This window comes from Kordia zhangzhouensis (assembly GCF_001005305.1).
GTDB classification, from domain to species: domain Bacteria; phylum Bacteroidota; class Bacteroidia; order Flavobacteriales; family Flavobacteriaceae; genus Kordia; species Kordia zhangzhouensis.
Genome location: NZ_LBMH01000014.1, coordinates 45,974 through 62,608 on the forward strand (window position 1 = coordinate 45,974; position 16,635 = coordinate 62,608).

A 16,635-nucleotide genomic window follows, 5' to 3' on the forward strand; every position below is an offset into this window, starting at 1 on the left:
GAGTTTTATTGTAATCGTATTTTAGGATCAAGGTAAGCATATATAATATCAACTAATATATTGATAATTACAAACATAGTCGCTATTATTAGTACAGAACCCATAATAATCGGTAAGTCTTGACTGTTGAGCGCGTCTACAATTTCTTTTCCCAAACCGTTCCAACCAAAAATGTATTCTACAAAAACAGCACCAGCCAACATAGACGCAAACCAACCTGAGATTGCTGTAATCACTGGATTTAATGCATTTTTGATGGCGTGTTTTTTGACTACTTGAAACTCACTTAACCCTTTGGCACGTGCCGTACGAATATAATCTTGATTAAATACTTCTAACAGCGAATTACGCATGAGTTGAATGACAACCGCCAAGGGACGAATTCCCAATACAATAGCGGGTAGAATGAGGTTTTTCCAGCGAATGCTGATTGATTCACCAAAATCATCAACTTCATATAAACTTCCTGTCATGTTCAAATTGGTAAATTCATGCAGTAAAAACCCAAAAATCCACGCAAAAAGAATCGCGCTGAAAAACGAAGGAACGCTCATTCCTAACGTACTAATAATTTGGATTAATTTGTCAATAAACGTGTCTTTGTAAATAGCTGAAATAACTCCAAAAATTAATCCTAAAAACATGGCAATACTAATCGCTGCAATGGCCAAAACGATTGTGTTTGGCAAGGTTTCTCCAATAACTTGTGAAACCTTTTTTCCAGATTTTTGAAACGATTCGCGCAAATACGGTAGTTTGATCACTGTGGTTGTATTTCCAATCGTGAATAGTTGAAGTGCGCTGTATTTATCTTCTGAGAGAAAAGTATAATCGTCTTTTTGAGTAGAATGAAACGACAACAAAGATAAATCATTCAAATAGTACACATATTGCGTAAGTACAGGTTTGTCAAAGCCGTATTTCTTCTTTACAATCGCCACTTGTTCTTCTGTTTGATTCTGTCCAAGCATCATTTTGGCAGGATCGCCAGGCAAAATGTTGAACAAGAAAAAAATCACCGTCACAACACCAAAAAGTGTCAAAAAAGCATAACCTATTTTATGTACAATGTAGCTTACCAAAAAGAGTTACAGTTTTATAGTGTCAAAATCATTGTAATGTGCTTTGTCGACAATGGTTCCTCTTTCAAGTTTTAGTATCCCTGGATTGGAACGAACTACTGTTTTTAACGCTGTTTCATCCGACAAGTAAAAGTCAAAATTGAATTGCATCAAATCGGCAAGCGACTTCATATCGTTTGGATCTGAAGAAGATAACCCAATTACTTTGTATCCCGCATCAATCGCTTTGTCTGTAAAACTTTTTACTTTTTCAAAACCGTCTTCTTCTGCTTTGTCAAGACTGTACATGATGACAATGATTAATTTGTCTTCTTCCATCATCATTTCGGTCACATCTCCTTCATCTAGACTTTCAATAGAAAAATCGTGAATCGGTGGCTCGTATCCCTTTTCAATCATACGACTATCTACTTTTACATACGTTCCACCTTCAACTTCAGGGTACTCTGTACTACGTGTTACAATTTCTTTTTCTTCACCATTTACATTGAATGTCCAAATGTATTCAAACACAGGTCGCGGTGTTTCTGGAGGAATGCTCATTCCTTCCATAATGTTAGCTCCTACATGATATGGTCTAAAATCAAACACTGGTAAATGATTCAATACGTGTCTTCCAAAGAAAATACATGCAATCAAGCTTACAGTTGTGATTCCTGCATTTATTTTATTAGTAAATAATGGTTTGATATGCGTATGCCCTATTACTAGGATGATAATTAAGACTAATAAAAACACGTCTTTCCAAAAGCTTTCCCACGGTGTAAGTTTTAAGAAATCTCCAAAACATCCACAATCAGTTACTTTATTAAAATAAGCCGAATAAAATGTAAGAAATGTAAAAAATAAGATAAGCCCTAAAAGCATTCCCAATACTGGCTTTTTTTGATAACCGAGCAGAATCATTACTCCGAGAATAATTTCAAGAATCACAATAAACACAGCAATTCCGAGCGCATACGGAGAAAGAAATTCCATGTTCAATACACCTTCTGAAAAATATTCGGTAAGCTTGAATGAAAAACCAACAGGATCGTTGAGTTTGATAAATCCTGAAAAGATAAATAATCCGCCAACAATAATTCGAGCAATTGCAATCAGGTATTTCATGTGTTTTTTATTTTTGTCTTTTTGCGTGAGATTTTATGTAAATTTCGTCCAAAATAATCAATTTATAAAAAGAAATGGACATAAGTTTGTTTTAAAGGTATGTAAGTATGCGAAGTATAAACTGTAAAGGCACTTTGATTTCTCTAGACACTCCTAAAGTGATGGGAATTTTAAATATAACTCCTGACTCTTTTTATGATGGAGGAAAGTATAAGGATGCAAAAAGCATTGTGTCACAAGTAGAAAAAATGCTGAAGGAAGGAGCTACTTTTATTGACATAGGAGCTTATAGTTCGCGACCAAGTGCTGCAAAAGTTACAGAAGAAGAAGAAAAACAACGATTGCTTCCTATATTGGAATTAATTTTGGGCGAATTCCCTAACGCATTAATCTCAGTAGATACATTTCGAAGTGAAATTGCCAAAAAAGCCATTGATATAGGAGCCACTCTGATTAATGATATTTCTGCAGGGAATTTAGATTCGCAGATGATGAAAACTGTAGGAGAATTAAATGTTCCTTATATCATGATGCATATGCAAGGAACTCCTCAAAATATGCAACAAGATCCTTTTTATGAAAATGTAACAAAAGATATTATTCGAGAACTTTCTGAAAAAATTGCGCTAGCTAGAACTCATAAAGTTAATGACCTTATTATTGATCCAGGCTTTGGTTTTGGAAAAACGATTGCGCACAATTATACTATTTTAAAACAGCTTGATTTATTTGAGATTTTGAATTGCCCTGTGCTAGTTGGAGTTTCTAGAAAATCTATGATTTATAAAGTGTTAGAAACATCTCCTCAAGAAGCTTTAAATGGAACTTCTATCATACATACAATTGCATTACAAAATGGCGCATCAATTTTACGCGTACATGATGTTAAAGAAGCCGTAGAATGTGTGAAATTGGTTTCTATGTTATAAAAAAACTGCCTAAATTATTTTTTAGACAGTTTTTCCTTTTTTAAGAATCAAAGACAATAACAACACTGTACTTCCGCACAATGATGTCCACAATCTGTACAAATACCATTGTTAAAACATTTAGCGCGTCCACCATTAATTTTTTGTTGCTCTTTTTTTTCGATTTCCGAAACTCCATTAATTTTTAAAATACTACGTAACATAATGATAGGTTTTTATGGTTATATATTTTTAATATAAAAAACTTACAAATCACCTAGCTACGGTTTCGCCATAAAAGTGAGTTTACGACAACTTTATCTATGAGGTTCTATTATATTTATTATTTTTACTTTAATTGTATACGCAACTGACATTGGATTTTATCGATTTTTTAAATTTTGACCTGCTAGATTTTATTGAGATTATTCTCGTTGCCGTGCTTTTGTATTATATCTATAAACTTGTAAAAGGAACGGCAGCGATTAATATTTTTATTGGAATCGTTATTATTTTCATTATTTGGAAAGTAACAGAAGCTTTGGATATGAAGGTATTAAGCAATATTTTTGGCGGTTTTATCAACGTAGGAATTATTGCTTTATTTATTGTCTTTCAACAAGAAATCAGAAAGTTTTTATTAATGATTGGTTCTACCAATTTTGCGACCAAACGCCGTTTTATAAAACATTTCAAATTCCTAAAACAAGATGTAAATACAGAAACCGACATTGAAGCTATTGTTAAAGCTTGCACCAAAATGTCTGCTTCAAAAACTGGTGCTATTATTGTAATTGAACGAAATAATTCACTGGATTTTGTCAAAGATTCGGGTGATAAGATGGGCATGGACGTAAATGTTCCTACGTTAGAAAGTATCTTCTTTAAAAATAGTCCATTACATGATGGTGCTGTTATTATTCAAGGGAATCGAGTCACAGCTACACGTGTAATTTTACCCGTTTCAAAAGAAACCATGATTCCGCAACGCTTCGGATTACGCCATAGAGCTGCTGTTGGAATTACCGAAAAGACTGACGCCCTTGTATTAGTAGTTTCGGAAGAAACCGGCCAAATTTCCTATATCCGCGACGGCGAGTTTGTACTATACGAAGATATAGGAATGCTTCAAGAAATGGTTCAAAATGATTTGAATTGATTTACTCCGTATGAACCCACACCTTTTATATTGTAAAAACTGTAATACTACACTCCAAGAGACCGATCAATTTTGTGCAAATTGCGGTGCAAAAATTATTCGTAACCGATTAACTCTGAAAAATCTTTGGCAAGATTTTTCAGAACGCTTTTTAAACTACGACAATGTTTTCTTTAAAACTATTCGTCATATGTTTACCCAACCAGAAGAAGTAATTGAAAGTTATATACAAGGAACACGAAAAAAATACTTACACGTTTTTAATTATTTTGCAATCTCTTTGACAATTACAGGTTTTCTTACATTTATTTTTTTGAAATTTTATCCTAATATTTTCACAGATGCAATGGATGTTTTCAACAGTTCACAGCAATCGGAAGCGCAAAAGCAACTGTTTTCCAATTTTATGTCGGGATTTGTAGATTTTCAATCACTCATTTACTTACTGATTATTCCGCTGCTTGCTTTAATTTCTAAGATTGTTTTTTACAATTATAAACAATACAATTATACTGAACACACTATAATTTATTTATATGCATATTCACATACGGTAGTGTTGTTAAATTTAATGTATTTGGTTTGTATCATTGTGTATGCACCACTCTTGCAATACTTCGTATTATTATCTATTCCTTTAAGTACTATTTATGTAGGCTATGTTTTAAAACGTTTGTTTAGGCTGAATTTAAAGCAAATTCTTATAAAGTCACTGCTTTTTATAGTGATTGGAAGTATTTTTTATATAATTATTGTTTTTATCATTGGTATACTTATCGTTTTGTCAATGCTTGTTGATGGAAGCTTTATCGAAATGATAGAACAGCAAAAAATGAATGGAAACTAAAATAATTATTAGGTTGTTTCCTGCTGAATAAATTGTACTTCGTAGAGATTTTTGTAATACCCATTTTCAATTTGCAGTAATTCTTCGTGCGACCCTTGCTCTACAATATTTCCGGCATCCATTACTATAATTGTATCAGCTTTTTTAATTGTTGCCAATCGATGTGCTATTACAATAGATGTTCTACCTTTTGTAATTGTGTCTGTAGCATTTTGTATTAGCTGTTCAGAATACGAATCGACCGAAGATGTTGCTTCATCTAAAATTAAGATTCGTGGATTTGTTACATATGCTCGTAAAAAAGAAATCAATTGACGCTGACCAGATGACAACATCCCACCGCGTTCTTTTACGTTATAATCATAGGTATTAGGCAAACTCATGATAAAATCATGCACCCCAATTTGCCGAGCCGCTTCTTCTACTTTTTCTCTGGTAATAGAGGTATCTTGTAATGTAATATTATTGAGAATAGTATCTGCAAATAAGAATACATCTTGTAATACAACTGCTATTTTTTCGCGTAATGCCGCCAATCGTACATTTTTTATATCAATTCCGTCAATACGAATGATTCCTGAATCAATTTCATAAAAACGATTTAATAAATTAATAATTGTAGATTTTCCTGCGCCAGTAGCTCCTACAATAGCGACTGTTTGTCCTTGTTTGACATCAAAAGAAATTCCATGCAATACTTCTTCATCTTCTACATATGAAAAACGAACATTTTCAAATGAAATATTTCCTTGAATGTCCAAATTTGTGATTTCTCCTTTATCTTCAATTTTACTTTCTGTATCTAAGATTGAAAATACACGTCCAGCGGCCACCATTCCCATTTGTAAAGTATTGAACTTATCTGCAATTTGTCGCAACGGTCTAAACAACATGCCTATCATCATAATGAACGCCAAAATGTTTCCTAATTGTACCGAAGCAGTTGTGGCAGACATCAACCCTCCGTACCAAACAATTAAACCAACTGCAATTGAGTTGGCCAAATCGGGAATTGGAAAAAAGATAGAGTTATACCAAATTGTCTTTAGCCATCCTTGCTTGTGCTTTTCATTGATTTCTTTAAAGTTTTGATATTCGGTTTCTTCACGAGAAAACAATTGAACAATCTTCATTCCTGTAACACGTTCTTGTACAAATGAGTTCAAATTGGATATTTGTGCTCTTACTTCTTCAAAAGCAGCTTTCATCGCTTTTTGAAAAACACGTGTTGCATAAACAATTAGCGGAAGTATTGTAAAAACTATGAGTGAAAGTTTCCAACTCATCCAGAGCATGACTCCCATTACTACCAACATTTTTAAAAGATCTGCTATAATTACAAATAATCCTTGACTGAAAATGCTGGCAATTGTTTCAATATCGCTTACAGCTCTGGTAACTAACCGTCCAACCGAAGATTTGTCATAATATGCCATTTTAAATTGTAGCATTTTATGAAACAATCTTGTTCGAATATCTTTTACAATACTTTGCCCTAACCAGTTCGCATAAAACACAAATAGAAATTGAAAAATTACTTCTAATACTAATACACCTAGCATAAAAAGAATGAAAAGTAATAATCCTTCTTTATCTTTAGTCACTATATAATTATCTACCGTAAACTTCAATAATACAGGACGTGCAACTGCAAAAACCGATAATAAAATTGCTGCAAGCGCCACAAAATATAGCGTAATTTTATATGGATTGGTGTACGTTAATAAACGTTTAAAAAGTCCTACATCAAATACTTTTCCTGTTACTTTACTCATGTGTTGTAAATGTTTCTGCAGGATAGCTTACTTCTGTTAAATATAATGCTTTTCCTGGCACTGAAGTTCCTGCGTTGCTTCGATCTCTTGATTCTATAATTTTTTTAAATTCTGTAATGGATAGTTTGCCCAAACCTACATTTAGTAAAGTCCCCACAATAGCACGTACCATATTTCGTAAGAAGCGATCTGCACGTATGGTAAAAATCAATACTTCATTTTTTTGTTCCCAAATTGCTTTTTCTATTGTGCAGATATATGTTTTTACATCTGTATGTGTCTTGGAAAAACATTTAAAATCTTTGTAATTAAACAGTTCTTTGGCAGCTTCATTCATTAATGAAACATCTAGTTTTTTATAAACTGTATGTGCCGAATGAATATGAAAAGGATTTTTTTTTGTAACAATCCAGTATTCATATGTTCTGCTCATAGCATCAAATCGCGCATGTGCATCGTTTGCAACTTTATAAACTGCATGTATAGCAATATCATTGGGCAAAAACGAGTTCAGTTTATATGTTAAAGCGGAACTATCAAAGATTTTTTCTGTATCAAAATGTGCATACATTTGCTTTGCATGTACACCTGTATCTGTTCTTCCTGCACCAACAATAGCAATTTCTGTTCTCAGTATTGTAGATAGGGCTTTTTCAATAACTTCCTGTACTGAAATTGCATCTGGTTGATTTTGCCAACCATGATATTTTTTGCCGTGATAAGAAAGTTCAATGAAGTATCTCAAGGTATTTTGCTACTTTTGTTACAGACTCACAAAGATAAGTTTTAATTCATTATTTTACGGGAATTCACATTTATTTAGGAAAGTTTTACCAAAACAATTCATGAAGAAAATTTTACTGTTATCCGATACACATAGTCATATAGATGATCAGATTTTGAAACATGTTAAAAATGCTGACGAAGTATGGCACGCAGGAGATATCGGAGAATTATCAGTTACTGATACAATTAAAGAATTGAAACCGTTACGCGGTGTGTTTGGTAATATTGACAATGACAAAGCACGTATGGAATTTCCTGAACATAATCGCTTTATGTGTGAAAATGTTGATGTTTGGATTACGCATATTGGAGGCTATCCCAACAAATATAATGTACGTGTTCGAGAAGAAATTCGGCAAAACCCACCTCAATTGTTTATTTGCGGTCATTCTCATATATTAAAGGTAATGTTTGATAAAAAATTAAATTTGCTACACATGAATCCTGGAGCTTGCGGAAAACATGGCTTTCATAAAGTACGAACTATGTTGCGTTTTGTAATTGACAATAATAAAATTAAAGATTTAGAGATTATTGAACTTGCCAATCGGTATTAAAACAACAAGCCTCATCTGTATACTGAGACTCGTTGTATATAAATTGTCGTTTTTTAACTCAATCCATGTAAGATTGCTGCAGCGTAAGCCGCTGGATCATTTCCACATTTCTCAATATCATCATATAACCAAATAAACCCGCCTGTAATACCCTCTTTTTTCCATTTCCCAAATTGAGCATTTACTTGTTTTGGATTCATTCCTTGATCGCAATTATCCCCATGTGTACACCATAAACCTGGATTAATAAATGCAGCGGCGTCAAATCCTTTTGACATGGCTTTTTGCAGTGGTTCAATCCAATATTGCTTTACATTTCCAATATTATATGCTCCACCTGCATAACATTGCAAATTGAAACCGGTTACCAATCCTGGATGGGTTTGCTCAATAGAAACCAAACAATTAATCCAAAATGGGCTATTCGTGTATGGACAAAAAGTAATTTGTTGATATCCGATTCCTGCTAGCATTCTACTAAATCTTACAATTGTATTTATACTGTAATTACCTTCATCATCATAATCTATTCCATCAATTACTGGTATTTCTTTTAATAAAGCTTGAAAGTTTCTATATAAAACACTTGTCGGACCATCTCCTTGCGTATTTAAAAGGTTCATTATGTTATAAAAATCATTGGTTTGCCAACCTCCAATGGAAAATAAAATACGGTTAATACTACCTTCTTCTTTTACTTTCGCCAATTCTGAAGCCCAAGAAGGGTCTCCTATATATTCACCGTTTGACACCACTGGTGTATCATTATATACAAGATCTCCATTGTGATGCACATGTAATGCCCAGCAAACTAATGTTGTAAAACCTGAGCTATTTATTGTTTGTAACACAGAATTTGGTCCTGGATAAAAAGGTCCACCACCATAAATTGAAGCTGTAAGTCCCATAATTGGAGTTTTTTAAGTTTTTGTATTTATAAACTTACAACTGTATCTACTTACATTTAAACGTGATTTTCTTGCTTTTTAGATTCACGTATTTTCACTTGGTCAACCTTACACAATCATACAAAGAGTACATTTCATTGCTGCAATGACTTTTAAGTTATTATTTAGCCTTCACAGATAAAAAAACTCCAAAGTTTTCACACTTTGGAGTTTTACGCACTAAGATTACTAAGATGTTAGGTTTATCGCAATCGATCTACAGATTTTACAAGGTCTTCATCCTTTTTAATTGCTCGATTTGCGAGCACTAATAAAACGATAGAAATAATAGGAATGATTACCCCAATACCTTTCTCAGAGATTTTTTCAATCCCTCCAGATAAATTTAGCATTCGATATACAAATATCCCTAATAAAATAAGGTGTAATAAGATGTTGAATCTATTCAACACGAATTGTAATTTTCTATTTTTATATAAAAAGATAGTGATTAATGCTAGTGCTGCGGATGCCACAAAAATCCCTAAATATAAAGGATCGTCTTTTGCAAATACTTCTACTTCATTTTCTAGCGAATACAAACTAAATACAAATGTTAATCCGCCGCAAATTCCTGCAACTAATAACATATATATACTTTGAATTCTTTGAATCATATCTCAATTTTGGAACACAAAAATAATAGTTCTTTTCATAAAATACTATTTTGTTTATTAAAATAAATTTGTATTATTGCATGAACAATTCATAATCTGTTGCTATCAACGGATTTACGTCTTCTTACGAGTATCACTACTCATTTTCAAGAAAAATTCATTTACAAATTTATACATGTTAGAAATTTCAGAATTAAAGAGCAAAAAGCTACCCGAATTGCAAGAAATTGCCAAAACTTTAGCCGTTCCCAAGTATCGAACTTTAAAGAAATTAGATCTGATATACAAGATTTTAGATCATCAAGCTATCAATCCTGAATCTGTAGCTCCTATTACAAAGTCTGAACCTAAAACAGACGATAAGAAAGCGCCTGCAAAAAGGAAACGAATTAAAAGAGAACCTAACCAAACTACTGACAAGAATACGTCTGCTCCTCAAAAAAAGCAAGAGCTTTCTACTGAAAAGTCTACTAGTTCTAATCAAAAACAACAGAGAACTTCGAATAAAACTATAGAGAAGACTCAAAAAAATACAGCTTCTAATTCTAAAAATGAAGATGTAAAAAAGAATACCAAAGATTCTTCGGATAATCAAAATAACTCCAACAATAATAACAATCAGAAGCAATCACATAACAAGCATGCGAATAAGAAAGATCATTCGCAACAAAATAAACATAATAATAATAAGAAAGACAATTCCAATAAGAACAACGGAAATAAAGACCAACGCAATCGCTATCGCGAACCTGATTTTGAGTTTGATGGTATTATAGAAAGTGAAGGAGTTTTAGATATCATGCAAGATGGATATGGTTTCTTACGTTCTTCTGATTATAATTATTTATCCTCTCCAGATGATATTTATGTATCACAATCACAAATCCGCTTGTTCGGATTAAAAACTGGAGATACAGTTTTAGGTATTATTAGACCTCCAAAAGAAGGTGAAAAATATTTTCCATTAATTAAAGTTAGCAAAATTAACGGGTTAGACCCAGACGTTGTAAGAGACCGTGTCGCTTTTGAGCATTTGACTCCGTTATTTCCCGATGAGAAATTTAAAGTAGCTGAACGTCAAAGCACTATTTCTACACGAATTATTGATTTATTTTCTCCTATCGGAAAAGGGCAACGTGGAATGATTGTAGCGCAACCTAAAACTGGTAAAACCATGTTACTAAAAGATGTTGCTAATGCGATAGCTGCCAATCACCCAGAAGTATATCAAATTATTTTGCTAATTGATGAACGTCCAGAGGAAGTTACAGATATGCAACGCAATGTAAAAGGAGAAGTGATTGCTTCAACTTTTGACAAAGAAGCATCAGACCATGTAAAAGTTGCCAATATTGTTTTAGAAAAAGCAAAACGTTTGGTGGAATGTGGTCATGATGTAGTAATTCTTCTAGATTCAATTACTAGACTAGCTAGAGCCTACAACACTGTTCAACCTGCTTCAGGAAAAATATTAAGTGGTGGTGTTGATGCAAATGCATTGCACAAACCTAAACGCTTTTTCGGAGCTGCAAGAAATATAGAAGGTGGTGGTTCATTATCAATCATAGCTACAGCATTGACAGAAACTGGTTCAAAAATGGACGAGGTTATTTTTGAAGAGTTTAAAGGAACTGGTAATATGGAACTTCAGTTGGATCGTAAAATTTCCAATAGACGTATTTTCCCAGCGATTGACCTTACTTCTTCTAGCACTAGAAGAGATGATTTATTACTTGATGATAATACGATTCAACGTATGTGGGTAATGCGTAAATATTTAGCAGATATGAATCCTGTAGAAGCCATGGAATTCATTAACCAACGCATTAAACAAACGAGAAATAATGAAGAGTTTCTACTTTCTATGAATGGATAAAGAAGAAACTATTGTATAAAAAGTTATTAAAAAAGCTACTTGATTAGTATATCAAGTAGCTTTTTTTTAACTCTTATGTTTTTAGAAAAAAAAGGACATAAAAAAACTCCAATCTAATTTGGAGTTTTTTTATACTATCTTTTAAGTGTAATAACTTCTTATAAAGAACTTACATGCTTAGCAAGCTTAGACTTCAAGTTAGCAGCTTTATTATCATGGATAATATTACGCTTTGCCAACTTATCAATCATTGAAGCTACACTAGAAAATAATGTCTCAGCTTCTTTCTTATCAGTCAATTCTCTTAACTTTTTAATAGCGTTACGAGTGGTTTTGTGCTGATATCTATTTCTAAGGCGCTTAGTCTCGTTGCTTCTAATTCTTTTTAATGCTGACTTGTGATTTGCCATTTCTTTTTAATTAACTTTTTTAAACTTAAAATGTTTAGTAGCCCGTAGGGGATTCGAACCCCTGTTACCAGGATGAAAACCTGGCGTCCTAACCCCTAGACGAACGGGCCATCATTTTTCAATGAGGATGCAAATTTAATTTAATAATTGACATTTGCAAAATAAACTTTCAGAAAAAATTTGTAGCCCGTAGGGGATTCGAACCCCTGTTACCAGGATGAAAACCTGGCGTCCTAACCCCTAGACGAACGGGCCATTATTTCTGTTAGCGGATGCAAAAATACAACTATTTTTATATGCTCCAACTATTTTTTAATTTTTTTTTATTTTTTTTAATATGCTTTCGCAAATAACACTCTTTTCTTAGAAGGATTCCCCGAATATACACATTTTCCTTCTTCCTCCAAAGCATCTAAAGGAATACAACGTATGGTAGCCTTTGTAAGTTCTTTTATTTTACTTTCAGTTTCCTCAGTGCCATCCCAATGCGCAGATACAAATCCTCCTTTGGTTTCAATTACTTCTTTAAATTCTTCAAATGAATCTACTTCAGTTGTATGCTCTTCTCTAAATGTTTTAGCTCTTGAAAATAAGTTGTCTTGTATTTCTTCTAACAATTCCAATACAGTTTCTACAGTATTCTCTTGAGCCACCGATTGTTTTTCAAAAGTATCTCTTCTGGCAATCTCTAAAGTACCATTTTCAAGATCACGTGCTCCCATCGCAATTCTTAATGGAACTCCTTTTAACTCCCACTCTGCAAATTTTGCCCCTGGTCGTAATGTATCTCGCTTATCAAATTTTACAGAAACTCCTTTTGCTTTTAATGAATCTGTTATTTCAGCTACCTTTTCAGAAATAGCTTCAAATTGTTCTTCATTTTTATAAATAGGTACAAAAACGACTTGTATTGGCGCTAATTTTGGTGGCAATACCAATCCAGCATCATCGCTATGCGTCATGATTAATCCTCCCATTAAACGCGTTGAAACTCCCCAAGAAGTTGCCCAAACTAATTCTTGCTTTCCTTCTTTAGTTACATATTTTACATCAAAAGCTTCCGCAAAGTTTTGCCCTAAAAAGTGAGAAGTTCCTGCTTGTAGCGCTTTTCCGTCTTGCATCAAAGCTTCAATTGTATACGTATCTAAAGCTCCCGCAAAACGTTCACTTTCTGTTTTTGCTCCTTTTACTACTGGCATAGCCATAAAATCTTCTGCAAACTCTGCATAGACTTTTTGCATTTGTAACGATTCTGCTACCGCTTCTTCTTTGGTTGCATGTGCAGTATGACCTTCTTGCCATAAAAACTCTGCAGTACGCAAAAACAAACGAGTACGCATTTCCCAACGTACAACATTTGCCCATTGATTGATAAGAATTGGTAAATCTCTGTATGATTGAATCCAATTTTTATAAGTGTTCCAAATAATAGCTTCACTTGTAGGACGCACTATTAATTCTTCCTCTAACTTAGCATTAGGATCTACAATAAGTTTCCCTTTATTTTCTTCGTCAGTTTTCAATCGATAATGCGTTACCACAGCACATTCTTTTGCAAATCCTTCCGCATTTTTTTCTTCTGCTTCAAAAAGACTCTTGGGCACAAAGAGTGGAAAATACGCATTTTCATGTCCAGTTTCTTTGAACATTTTATCTAATTGTGCTTGCATTTTTTCCCAAATTGCATAGCCATAAGGTTTGATTACCATACAACCTCGTACTGCCGAATTCTCCGCTAAATCAGCCTTTACCACCAATTCATTATACCATTTGGAGTAGTCTTCAGTTCTCTTTGTTAATTTCTTACTCATTACTAGTAGTTTGGCACAAATATTGTGCTTATGTTAAATAAAAAATAGTTTCGGCAAAACTAACTATTTTTGTATTGTTCAACAATTAATTTTAGGAGATATGCGAGTAATTTACCATTTAAAAAACAACATACCAGCCTTACTAACTTTAGTATTGGCTTCTTTGACATTAACATCTTGTGGAATGTATCAACAAGCCACTTATGATGATGGTATATATGAAACTGATGATACTAGAGGCGAAACTGTTGAATATGGACAAAGCTACGACTCCAACAATAGTAACGCATACCAAAATTATTTTGAACAAAAATCGTTAGAAGCTGACGATCGATATGGTGATATTTTTACTGATGTAGAATCATACTCTAGCCAAAACGAAACTACTCCTGAAACAAATGTTGACAATATCCGCTACTCCGAAAGCTATTCTCCATGGGGAGAAACTACTGAAGACATTACCATTAATGTATATGGTGGTGCTGGATTTGGAGTTTGGAACAACTGGGGCTGGAATGGCTGGGGTTGGAACCGTTGGGGTTGGAATCGCTGGAATAACTGGGGCTGGGGATGGAATAACTGGGCTTGGAATCCTTGGGGCTGGAACAACTGGGCTTGGGGCTGGAATTCTTGGGGATATGCAGGGTATTACAACCCATATTGGAGATCTCCTTATTACGGAAACTACGCATACAACAGAGGGAGAAGAACATATGCTAACAGAGCACTAGCTAATAGAAGAGCTGATTTTTATTCAAGAACAACCAATAGAAATAGTACTCGATACTCAAATTCTAGATCTTCCAGAAGAAGTAATAACAGAAGTGTTCGTCCTTCTGACGGTTCAAGAAATACTAGAGCAACTAGAAGTACACGTAACACTAGAAACACTCGTGCTACTAGATCTTCTAATTCACGCATTCGATCTACACGTTCAAATAACTCAACAAGATCTTATAACAGAAGCCAATCATCTTCCTCAAATAGAGGAACATATTCATCTGGAGGCAGAAGATCATCTTCTAGCGGAAGTAGATCTTCTGGAGGTGGTAGAAGAGGTGGCAGAAGCTAAAATTATATATTAATCCATTATCCCTAACAATACTAAATCACATTATGAAAAAAGTATTTATACTATTCATAGGCGTTCTCTCTTTGTCTATAAGTCACGCCCAAAATATAAATGACGTTGTTCGATATTCTACTGAAAATCTGAATGGAACCGCACGTTTTAGAGCAATGAGTGGAGCTTTTGGAGCTCTTGGAGGTGACTTTTCTGCCTTTACTATCAATCCTGCTGGATCAGCAGTTTTCAATACTGGAGAAGTTACAATTTCTCTTAGTAATTATTCAAATGATAACGATGTTTCCTATTTTGGAACTTTAGCCAATAGCAATGAATCGGAATTTGATTTAAATCAAGCCGGAATAGCTTTTGTATTTAATAATGTTGGCGATGGAGATTGGAGAAAAATTTCTTTAGGACTGAACGTTCAAAATAATGACAATTATTATAATAACTTTTTTGCTACAGGTAGAAATAGCACAAGAGGAATTGCTGATTATTTTGTAACCTTTGCCAACGGTCAAGAGTTAGGAGTCATTGCTCAACAACCTGGAGAAAGTGATACTGACACGTATTTGATTTTAGGTGAAGACTTCGGATTTGCCGCCCAACAAGGTTTCTTAGGATATGAAGGTTTTGTAATTAATCCTGATAGCAACGACAACGCTAACACTTCGTATAGCTCAAATGCCGATTATTCTGCTGGTGCAGATCACAATTATGTAGTACAGACCTCAGGCTTCAATAGAAAATACACATTCAATTTTGCGACTCAATATAAAAACAACCTTCTTTTAGGTATCAATATCAACTCACATGACGTTGATTATAGAGAACGAAAAGTTTTAATAGAAACACCCGTTGCAACCGCTTCAGGCCTGCAATATGCTGAATTTTCTAATGAATTATACACATATGGTACTGGTATTTCCTTTCAACTTGGAGCAATCTTAAAATTGCAAAATATACGTCTAGGAGGTTCGTATCAATCTCCAACATGGTATAGTTTAAATGACGAACTTATTCAGAGCTTAAGTACTGATTTTCGAGATCCTGGAAACCCAAGCGATATTCTAAGAAGAGATATTTTCCCTAATGTAATAAACGCATATAGAGAACATCGAATAGTTACTCCAGGGAGTATTAATGGTAGTTTTGCTTACATTTTTGGAAAAAGAGGCTTAATTAGTTTTGATTACTCATTAAAAGATTTTTCAAATGCTAAATTACGTCCAACTAACGATTTTCTACAAGCTAACAGCTCTATTGAAAATCAATTGCAAGCTGCATCAAGTTATAGAGTTGGTGGCGAATATCGAATTGATAAATTCAGCTTACGCGGAGGATATCGTTTTGAGGAAAGTCCATACAAAAACGGGAACACAATTGGTGATTTAGAAGGGTATTCATTAGGATTAGGTTATAGTTTTGGTAGCTTTTCTATTGACTTGGCCTATGACCGAAGCGAGCAAATTAGAAATTCTCAACTTTTTCAAGTTGGTTTAGTAGATACAGCTAATATTAATAACGTAAATTCTAACGTTACTTTATCTGTTTCTTTCAAATTATAACATTACCACTACTAATAACTTTCTAAAAAAGCCTTATTTTAAAAAAAAATAAGGCTTTTTTATTTTCTATAAATTTAAACGTTATATAAAACCCTATCTCTTCAATGTAAAAT

16 protein-coding genes and 2 tRNA genes are annotated in these 16,635 nt (G+C 33.6%); 7 read left to right on the plus strand and 11 right to left on the minus strand.

The window, feature by feature from the left end; translation table 11 throughout:
- Positions 1-5 precede the first annotated feature (5 nt).
- Positions 6-1,082, minus strand: coding sequence for an ABC transporter permease (locus AA088_RS15950; RefSeq protein ID WP_046746035.1), 1,077 nt, complete (start codon positions 1,080-1,082; stop codon positions 6-8).
- 6 nt (positions 1,083-1,088) lie between these two features.
- On the minus strand, positions 1,089-2,192 hold the full coding sequence (locus tag AA088_RS15955; protein ID WP_046746036.1) for a BT_3928 family protein: 1,104 nt from the start codon (positions 2,190-2,192) through the stop codon (positions 1,089-1,091).
- A gap of 107 nt (positions 2,193-2,299) precedes the next feature.
- Here AA088_RS15955 and folP point away from each other — a divergent pair, with 107 nt between their 5' ends.
- Positions 2,300-3,121 carry a dihydropteroate synthase gene (gene folP / locus AA088_RS15960; protein ID WP_046746037.1) on the plus strand — a complete coding sequence of 274 codons (822 nt, stop codon included), beginning with the start codon at positions 2,300-2,302 and terminating at the stop codon, positions 3,119-3,121.
- 47 nt (positions 3,122-3,168) lie between these two features.
- Here the strand turns inward: folP and AA088_RS18480 are convergent, their stop codons facing one another.
- The gene (locus AA088_RS18480) at positions 3,169-3,324 is read right to left on the minus strand and encodes a hypothetical protein (RefSeq protein WP_157547282.1); all 156 of its coding nucleotides are present in this window, start codon (positions 3,322-3,324) and stop codon (positions 3,169-3,171) included.
- 152 nt (positions 3,325-3,476) lie between these two features.
- On the opposite strand from AA088_RS18480, the gene cdaA reads away from it, so the two are divergent.
- Together cdaA and AA088_RS15970 are read left to right on the plus strand one after the other, a co-directional pair.
- Positions 3,477-4,259, plus strand: a complete 783-nt coding sequence (gene cdaA / locus AA088_RS15965; RefSeq protein WP_046746038.1) for a diadenylate cyclase CdaA — start codon at positions 3,477-3,479, stop codon at positions 4,257-4,259.
- A 10-nt stretch (positions 4,260-4,269) separates the two neighbouring features.
- Positions 4,270-5,106, plus strand: a complete 837-nt coding sequence (locus AA088_RS15970) for a DUF3667 domain-containing protein (protein ID WP_046746039.1) — start codon at positions 4,270-4,272, stop codon at positions 5,104-5,106.
- 8 nt (positions 5,107-5,114) lie between these two features.
- Here the strand turns inward: AA088_RS15970 and AA088_RS15975 are convergent, their stop codons facing one another.
- Positions 5,115-6,881 (minus strand): ABC transporter ATP-binding protein, encoded by a 1,767-nt coding sequence (locus tag AA088_RS15975; protein ID WP_046746040.1) that lies wholly within the window; start codon positions 6,879-6,881, stop codon positions 5,115-5,117.
- Positions 6,874-7,626, minus strand: coding sequence for a tRNA pseudouridine(38-40) synthase TruA (truA, locus tag AA088_RS15980; RefSeq protein WP_046746041.1), 753 nt, complete (start codon positions 7,624-7,626; stop codon positions 6,874-6,876). The genes AA088_RS15975 and truA overlap by 8 nt, the downstream gene beginning before the upstream one ends.
- 100 nt (positions 7,627-7,726) lie before the next feature.
- Between truA and AA088_RS15985 the strand changes: the two genes are divergently transcribed.
- On the plus strand, positions 7,727-8,224 hold the full coding sequence (locus tag AA088_RS15985; protein ID WP_046746042.1) for a metallophosphoesterase family protein: 498 nt from the start codon (positions 7,727-7,729) through the stop codon (positions 8,222-8,224).
- A 53-nt stretch (positions 8,225-8,277) separates the two neighbouring features.
- Here the strand turns inward: AA088_RS15985 and AA088_RS15990 are convergent, their stop codons facing one another.
- Both AA088_RS15990 and AA088_RS15995 read right to left on the minus strand, forming a co-directional pair.
- A complete protein-coding gene (locus AA088_RS15990) occupies positions 8,278-9,132 on the minus strand; it encodes a hypothetical protein (protein WP_052752934.1) in 855 nt (284 codons plus the stop codon).
- Positions 9,133-9,374: 242 nt separating this feature from the next.
- Positions 9,375-9,788, minus strand: a complete 414-nt coding sequence (locus AA088_RS15995; RefSeq protein WP_046746044.1) for a DUF4293 domain-containing protein — start codon at positions 9,786-9,788, stop codon at positions 9,375-9,377.
- Positions 9,789-9,963: 175 nt separating this feature from the next.
- Here AA088_RS15995 and rho point away from each other — a divergent pair, with 175 nt between their 5' ends.
- Positions 9,964-11,664: a transcription termination factor Rho gene (gene rho / locus AA088_RS16000; RefSeq protein ID WP_046746045.1), complete on the plus strand. Its 1,701-nt coding sequence runs from the start codon at positions 9,964-9,966 to the stop codon at positions 11,662-11,664.
- 158 nt (positions 11,665-11,822) lie between these two features.
- Here rho and rpsT read toward each other — a convergent pair whose 3' ends face one another.
- The 4 genes from rpsT to proS all read right to left on the minus strand — a co-directional run bounded on the left by rpsT (position 11,823) and on the right by proS (position 13,885).
- Complete coding sequence (rpsT, locus tag AA088_RS16005; RefSeq protein ID WP_046746046.1) at positions 11,823-12,074, minus strand: 30S ribosomal protein S20; 252 nt, start codon at positions 12,072-12,074, stop codon at positions 11,823-11,825.
- Between the two features lie 38 nt (positions 12,075-12,112).
- Positions 12,113-12,184, minus strand: a tRNA-Glu gene (locus AA088_RS16010).
- A 73-nt stretch (positions 12,185-12,257) separates the two neighbouring features.
- A tRNA-Glu gene (locus tag AA088_RS16015) sits at positions 12,258-12,329 on the minus strand.
- Positions 12,330-12,406: 77 nt separating this feature from the next.
- Positions 12,407-13,885: a proline--tRNA ligase gene (proS, locus tag AA088_RS16020; protein ID WP_046746047.1), complete on the minus strand. Its 1,479-nt coding sequence runs from the start codon at positions 13,883-13,885 to the stop codon at positions 12,407-12,409.
- Positions 13,886-13,985: 100 nt separating this feature from the next.
- Between proS and AA088_RS16025 the strand changes: the two genes are divergently transcribed.
- Positions 13,986-14,957 carry a hypothetical protein gene (locus AA088_RS16025; protein WP_046746048.1) on the plus strand — a complete coding sequence of 324 codons (972 nt, stop codon included), beginning with the start codon at positions 13,986-13,988 and terminating at the stop codon, positions 14,955-14,957.
- A gap of 44 nt (positions 14,958-15,001) precedes the next feature.
- A complete protein-coding gene (locus AA088_RS16030; protein WP_046746049.1) occupies positions 15,002-16,522 on the plus strand; it encodes an OmpP1/FadL family transporter in 1,521 nt (506 codons plus the stop codon).
- Positions 16,523-16,635: the final 113 nt, after the last annotated feature.

Bases quoted from the DNA above. Each gene is read 5' to 3' on its own strand.
- AA088_RS15985 (WP_046746042.1), top strand. From the start codon at position 7,727: ATGAAGAAAATTTTACTGTTATCCGATACACATAGTCATATAGATGAT.
- AA088_RS16025 (WP_046746048.1), top strand. From the start codon at position 13,986: ATGCGAGTAATTTACCATTTAAAAAACAACATACCAGCCTTACTAACT.
- folP (WP_046746037.1), top strand. From the start codon at position 2,300: ATGCGAAGTATAAACTGTAAAGGCACTTTGATTTCTCTAGACACTCCT.
- AA088_RS15970 (WP_046746039.1), top strand. From the start codon at position 4,270: ATGAACCCACACCTTTTATATTGTAAAAACTGTAATACTACACTCCAA.
- rho (WP_046746045.1), top strand. From the start codon at position 9,964: ATGTTAGAAATTTCAGAATTAAAGAGCAAAAAGCTACCCGAATTGCAA.
- AA088_RS15995 (WP_046746044.1), bottom strand. From the start codon at position 9,788: ATGATTCAAAGAATTCAAAGTATATATATGTTATTAGTTGCAGGAATT.
- rpsT (WP_046746046.1), bottom strand. From the start codon at position 12,074: ATGGCAAATCACAAGTCAGCATTAAAAAGAATTAGAAGCAACGAGACT.
- AA088_RS18480 (WP_157547282.1), bottom strand. From the start codon at position 3,324: ATGTTACGTAGTATTTTAAAAATTAATGGAGTTTCGGAAATCGAAAAA.
- AA088_RS15955 (WP_046746036.1), bottom strand. From the start codon at position 2,192: ATGAAATACCTGATTGCAATTGCTCGAATTATTGTTGGCGGATTATTT.
- AA088_RS15990 (WP_052752934.1), bottom strand. From the start codon at position 9,132: ATGGGACTTACAGCTTCAATTTATGGTGGTGGACCTTTTTATCCAGGA.
- AA088_RS16030 (WP_046746049.1), top strand. From the start codon at position 15,002: ATGAAAAAAGTATTTATACTATTCATAGGCGTTCTCTCTTTGTCTATA.
- proS (WP_046746047.1), bottom strand. From the start codon at position 13,885: ATGAGTAAGAAATTAACAAAGAGAACTGAAGACTACTCCAAATGGTAT.
- AA088_RS15975 (WP_046746040.1), bottom strand. From the start codon at position 6,881: ATGAGTAAAGTAACAGGAAAAGTATTTGATGTAGGACTTTTTAAACGT.